This is a genomic window from Stenotrophomonas daejeonensis (assembly GCF_001431505.1).
Taxonomy (GTDB): Bacteria; Pseudomonadota; Gammaproteobacteria; order Xanthomonadales; family Xanthomonadaceae; genus Stenotrophomonas; species Stenotrophomonas daejeonensis.
Map to the genome: position 1 here is coordinate 1 of NZ_LDJP01000046.1, position 5,095 is coordinate 5,095.

7 protein-coding genes are annotated in these 5,095 nt (G+C 71.1%); 2 read left to right on the top strand and 5 right to left on the bottom strand.

The features are described 5' to 3' along the window. Window positions 1-402: 402 nt before the first annotated feature. The 4 genes from ABB34_RS08225 to ABB34_RS08240 all read right to left on the bottom strand — a co-directional run bounded on the left by ABB34_RS08225 (window position 403) and on the right by ABB34_RS08240 (window position 3,018). Entirely contained in the window at window positions 403-753 is a 351-nt protein-coding gene (locus ABB34_RS08225) for a DUF3301 domain-containing protein (protein WP_057640833.1), read from the bottom strand. 110 nt (window positions 754-863) lie between these two features. Further along, window positions 864-1,766 (bottom strand): DUF2272 domain-containing protein, encoded by a 903-nt coding sequence (locus tag ABB34_RS08230; RefSeq protein ID WP_245625423.1) that lies wholly within the window; start codon window positions 1,764-1,766, stop codon window positions 864-866. A gap of 110 nt (window positions 1,767-1,876) precedes the next feature. Then, complete coding sequence (nadC, locus tag ABB34_RS08235) at window positions 1,877-2,749, bottom strand: carboxylating nicotinate-nucleotide diphosphorylase (protein WP_057640834.1); 873 nt, start codon at window positions 2,747-2,749, stop codon at window positions 1,877-1,879. Then, window positions 2,749-3,018 carry a Trm112 family protein gene (locus ABB34_RS08240; protein ID WP_057640835.1) on the bottom strand — a complete coding sequence of 90 codons (270 nt, stop codon included), beginning with the start codon at window positions 3,016-3,018 and terminating at the stop codon, window positions 2,749-2,751. The genes nadC and ABB34_RS08240 overlap by 1 nt, the downstream gene beginning before the upstream one ends. A gap of 59 nt (window positions 3,019-3,077) precedes the next feature. Here ABB34_RS08240 and purE point away from each other — a divergent pair, with 59 nt between their 5' ends. Next, window positions 3,078-3,581 carry a 5-(carboxyamino)imidazole ribonucleotide mutase gene (gene purE, locus ABB34_RS08245; protein WP_057640836.1) on the top strand — a complete coding sequence of 168 codons (504 nt, stop codon included), beginning with the start codon at window positions 3,078-3,080 and terminating at the stop codon, window positions 3,579-3,581. Then, complete coding sequence (locus ABB34_RS08250) at window positions 3,578-4,720, top strand: 5-(carboxyamino)imidazole ribonucleotide synthase (RefSeq protein ID WP_057640837.1); 1,143 nt, start codon at window positions 3,578-3,580, stop codon at window positions 4,718-4,720. The genes purE and ABB34_RS08250 overlap by 4 nt, the downstream gene beginning before the upstream one ends. Before the next feature lie 295 nt (window positions 4,721-5,015). Here ABB34_RS08250 and ABB34_RS14880 read toward each other — a convergent pair. Then, the coding region (locus tag ABB34_RS14880; protein WP_275452838.1) for a Fe-Mn family superoxide dismutase at window positions 5,016-5,095 on the bottom strand (80 nt) is incomplete at its 5' end.

Sequence of the window (5,095 nt, forward strand, 5' to 3'; positions counted from 1 at the left end):
TCACCTTGTGTCTCGTAGGCAGCGGTGGAGTTGTAAAAGAGACTGTTGTCGGGAAGGCCCCGCGCCGGGCAGGCCCGGCACCTACGGATATCCACGAACGAGCAACGGCCCACGCGCGCCACGTAGATGCGGGGCTTGCCCCGCATGAAGCTCTCCCGGTACAACCCCGTGCCGGGCAAGCCCGGCACCTACGGATATCCACGACGGGCAACGGCCCACGCGCGCCACGTAGATGCGGGGCTTGCCCCGCATGAAGCTCTCCCGGTACAGCCCCGTGCCGGGCAAGCCCGGCACCTACGGATATCCACGAACGAGCAACGGCCCAAGCGCGCCACGTAGATGCGGGGCCATGCCCCGCATGAAGCTCTCCCGGTACAGCTCCGTGCCGGGCAAGCCCGGCACCTACACGTCTTCGGCTTCTTCGGTGCCCTGGCGCAGCGTGCTGATCCGGGCGCTGGCCGGGCCGACGAATGCGACCAGCTCGCGGCCGCGCAGCACCATGCGCCCGCTGTGGCGCTCGATGCCGTCATGGGAATAGTCGAACCGGAACGTGCGCTCGAAGCCCAGCCAGCCGTTGGGCAGGCGGCACAGGCGCAGCCCGGTGGCATGCACGCTCTGGTCCAGCCACTGCACGTCGGCGGCCTGGCAGGCATTGCGGCCAAGTTCGGTGGCGCGTTCGGCCGCTGCCCGGGAGAAATCCCAGAAGGCGTAGGCGAGGGCGCCGAAGATCATCAGGAGCAGCAGGGTGGGCATGGCGCTACTTTAGGCGGCGGCGCGGCGAAGCGGAACCATGCGGGGATGCAGCCCGGTCCGGTACAGACGCGGCCTGGGGCATGCGGGTGTCCGCCGGATGTCCCGGGATGCTACGGAGTTTCTGCCGGCTCGGGGACGGACAGCTTCAGCAGCGCCGCCCAGTCCTGCCGGTTGAAGTCGCAGGCTTCCTCGCGGCCGGGGGAACACCCCGGTTGCGGCTCCGGCCCGCTTGCCGGGAGCGGGGGCAGGTCGAGCCTGCCGGTGCGTTCCAGCGGCAGCTTGCGCATGATGACCGTGTTGGCGACGTTGCCGCCGATCAGGTACAGGGTGCGGTCGCCCCCGGGATTGGCGGCGACGACCACTTCGCAATGCGACTTCCAGCGGTCGGTACGGCCGGCCGCCAGTGCCTGCACCAGTCCCGCATGGCTCAGGACGCCGTCGCGGTCGCGCAGGAAGCACAACAGGTCGCCCGGCGCGGGCTTGTCCGTTGCCGGGTCGCCGAAGCGGTACGGAACGGCGCCGGCACCACCGCCGTAGGCGGCGCGGATGTAGTCGATGTGGCGCGGCGAGCGCAGGAAGCCGGGCACGCCGGCGCGGGTCATCACCCAGGCGACGAAGGCGGCCGACCACGGGTTGTCGAGCAGGAAGGCGCGGCAGTCGTTGTCGGTGGCGCGCTCGCCGGGCGGGGCAAGGCAGCTCTGTGCGCCGGGATGGGCCGCCATTGCCGACAGCGTGCCGCTCTCGCGCCAGTAGCCGGCCACACGCTGCCAGGCGACGAGCCCGTCGTCGGCAAGGCTCTCGTTCTCCGCTTCGGTGGTGCCGAGGTGGGCGATGCGGCCATCGCGGTCGATGAAGGCGCGCTGCCACAGCCGGTGTTCGTTGCAGGCGGTGCGGACGATGGTCTGGGCGGTCGCGCCGGTGCCGTGGCGTGGCGGGAGGTCGCAGACCTCCAGCGCATGTGCGGCGGTGGCGGCGAGCAGCAGGAGGCAGCAGGACAGGAAGCGAAAGGGCACGTCGGGTTCCAGTCGGGGGCGGGAGCATCTTGCCGGGCGGGAGGTGACAGGCGCGTGGGCGGGCATGTCCGAGATGTTCGCGCCTGCCCGACGTCGTGCGCGGGGCAGCCTCAGCCCGGTGGCGGCCCGAGCTTCAGCGACAGGTCGATGGCCTGCACGTGCTTGGTCAGCCCGCCGATGGAAATGCAGTCCACGCCGTCCTCGGCGATCGCGCGCAGGCCGTCCAGCCCGACGCTGCCGGAGACCTCCAGCGGGATGCGCTTTTCGGGAGCGAGGTCGGCAACGATGCGCACCGCGTCGCGGCGCATCGCCGGGGTGAAATCGTCGATCAGGATGCGCTCGCAGCCAACGGCCAGGGCTTGCTGCAACTGTTCGAGGTCTTCCACTTCCACCACCAGCGGCAGGGTGGGCTGCTGCGCACGTGCGGCCTGCACCGCGGCGGCCAGCGAGCCGGCGGCGCGGATGTGGTTTTCCTTCAGCATCACCGTGTCGAACAGGCCCATGCGGTGGTTGTCGCCGCCGCCACAGCGCACCGCGTACTTCTGCGCCACGCGCAGGCCGGGCAGGGTCTTGCGGGTGTCGAGGATGCATGCCCCGGTACCGGCCACGGCCGCGACGTATCGCGCGGTGGTGGTGGCGGTCGCCGACAGCGTCTGCAGGAAATTCAGCGAGGTGCGCTCGGCGCTGACCAGCGCGCGGCTGCGGCCCTGCAACGTGGCCAGCACGGTGCCGGCCACGACGTGGTCGCCTTCGCGCACCCGCCAGTCGATCCGCACCTGCGGGTCGAGCGCGCGGTGGGTGGTGTCGAACCATGGGCGGCCGGCGATCACCGCGTCCTGCTTGCACAGCAGGTAGGCGCAGTCGGCGGCGTCGGGCAGCAGCGCGGCGGTGACGTCGCCGCTACCGATGTCCTCGGCCAGGGCGCGGGCGACGTCGGCGTCGACCTGTTCCTGCGGCGGTGCGGCCGGCGGTCGCGGCGGCATCACTTGCCCGCGAAGCCGTCGATCTGCGCGGTGGCGATGGCTTCTTCGGCCAGCAGCACCGGGATGCCGTCCTCGACGCGGAACACCTGCTTGCGGTCGCGGGTGACCAGCGCCTCGCGCAGCGGCTGCGCCTGCGCGCTGCCGTCCGCGCGAACGACGCCGCCGGCGGCGATGGCCGCGTTCAACGTTTCCAGTCCGGCGCCGTCCAGCAGGGCCAGCGGCTGGCGGGTGTCGGGCGAAACGAGCAGGTCGAGCAGTTTGCGGTCCATCGGGTCGTGGTCTTGCGTGGAAGGCGGCTAGAATACGTCTTTGCAGCAGGTGACGGCCAATGACCCCCAATTCCCCCATGCCGCTCGTCGGCATCGTCATGGGTTCCCGCTCCGACTGGGAGACCATGCAGCATGCGGCGCAGAAGCTCGACGCGCTGGGCGTTCCCTACGAAGTGAAGGTGGTGTCGGCGCATCGCACGCCGGACGTGCTGTTCGCCTATGCCGATGAAGCCGGCCCGCGCGGGCTGCGCGCGATCATCGCCGGCGCCGGCGGCGCCGCGCATCTGCCGGGCATGCTCGCGGCCAAGACCGCGGTGCCGGTATTGGGCGTGCCGGTGCAGTCCAAGGCGCTGAACGGCATGGATTCGTTGTTGTCGATCGTGCAGATGCCGGCCGGCGTCCCGGTGGCCACCTTCGCCATCGGCAATGCCGGCGCCGCGAATGCGGCGTTGTTCGCCGCGGCGGTGCTGGCACCGGAACAACCGGCGATCGCCGGGGCGCTGGCGGCCTTCCGCGCGCGCCAGACCGCCGACGTGATGGCCGCGGACGACCCGCGCCAATGACCACGGTAGGCATCCTGGGGGGCGGGCAACTGGCCCGCATGATGGTGCTGGCCGGCGCGCCGCTGGGCCTGCGTTTCGTGGTGTTCGACCCGGCCGCCGACGCCTGCGCCGGGCAACTGGCGCCTTTGCAGGTGGGTGCGTTCGACGACCTGGACGCGCTGGCCGAATTTGCCGGCAAGGTGGACGTGGTCACCTTCGATTTCGAGAACGTGCCGGCGGCCAGCGCGCGCTGGCTGGCCGAGCGCAAGCCGGTGTTCCCGAACCCGGCGGCGCTGGCCGTGGCGCAGGACCGGCTCAGCGAGAAGACCCTGTTCCGCGAGCTGGGCATCCCGCTGCCGCCGTTCGCCGATATCCGCAGCCGCGACGAACTGGCGGCGAAGGTGGCCGGGTTCGGCACCCCGTGCATCCTCAAGACCCGCCGCCTGGGCTACGACGGCAAGGGCCAGTTCCGCATCCGCGGCGCGGCCGACGTCGATGCCGCATGGCAGGCGCTGGGGGCGCAGGTTGAAACGACCGGCCTGATCCTCGAAGGCTTCGTCGCCTTCGACCGCGAAGTCAGCGTGGTGGCCGTGCGTGGCCGCGATGGCGAGTTCCGCGCCTGGCCGTTGACCGGCAACTGGCATGTGGACGGCGTGTTGTCGGCCAGCCTGGCCCCGGCCGTGGCGACGGCCGCGCAGCACGACACCGCCATCGCTTACGCCCGCCGCGTGGCCGAGCACCTGGACTACGTGGGCGTGTTCGCGCTGGAACTGTTCTGTCGCGGCGACGAACTGCTGGCCAACGAGATGGCGCCGCGCGTGCACAACTCCGGCCACTGGACCAGCGACGGCGCCGAAACCTCGCAGTTCGAGAACCACCTGCGCGCGGTGCTGGGCCTGCCGCTGGGCGATACCCGCGTGCTCGGCAGGGCCTGCATGCTGAACTGGATCGGCGCGATGCCCGATGCCGATGCGGTGCTGGCCGAGCCGGCCGGCCACTGGCATGACTACGGCAAGCAGCCGCGCGAAGGCCGCAAGGTCGGCCATGCCAACCTGCGCGCCGACGATGCGGGGGCGTTGGCCGATGCGCTGGAGCGTATCGGCAATGCATTGGGGCGGCAGGCGCAGGTCGAACCGGTGGTCCGCGCGCTGCGCGGTTGAGCCAACCACGGCAGCCGGCCGTAGGAGCGACGTGAGTCGCGACAGGGCGTTGCCGGAAAGCCCCACGACCGTAGGTGCCGGGCTTGCCCGGCACATGGCTTCACCGGGAAAGCCCCATGCGGGGCAAGCCCCGCATCTACATAAGCCGCCTCACCGTGGCTGCACGTAGGTGCCGGGCTTGCCCGGCACGGGGCCTCACCGACAAGGCCCCGGCGGGGCAAGCCCCGTCGCTGCAACGGCACGGGCTTCACCGGTAACGCTTCATGCGGGGCAGGCCCCGCATCCACGCGTGCAGTTACCGCAACTGCGCGCCGACGAAATCCCAGTTCACCAGCTTCCAGAACGCCTGCAGGTAACGCGCGCGGTCGTTCTGGG

Excerpts from the sequence above, each read along its gene's own strand:
- ABB34_RS08225 (WP_057640833.1), bottom strand. The coding sequence starts at position 753 with ATGCCCACCCTGCTGCTCCTGATGATCTTCGGCGCCCTCGCCTACGCC.
- nadC (WP_057640834.1), bottom strand. The coding sequence starts at position 2,749 with ATGCCGCCGCGACCGCCGGCCGCACCGCCGCAGGAACAGGTCGACGCC.
- ABB34_RS08240 (WP_057640835.1), bottom strand. The coding sequence starts at position 3,018 with ATGGACCGCAAACTGCTCGACCTGCTCGTTTCGCCCGACACCCGCCAG.
- purE (WP_057640836.1), top strand. The coding sequence starts at position 3,078 with ATGACCCCCAATTCCCCCATGCCGCTCGTCGGCATCGTCATGGGTTCC.
- ABB34_RS08250 (WP_057640837.1), top strand. The coding sequence starts at position 3,578 with ATGACCACGGTAGGCATCCTGGGGGGCGGGCAACTGGCCCGCATGATG.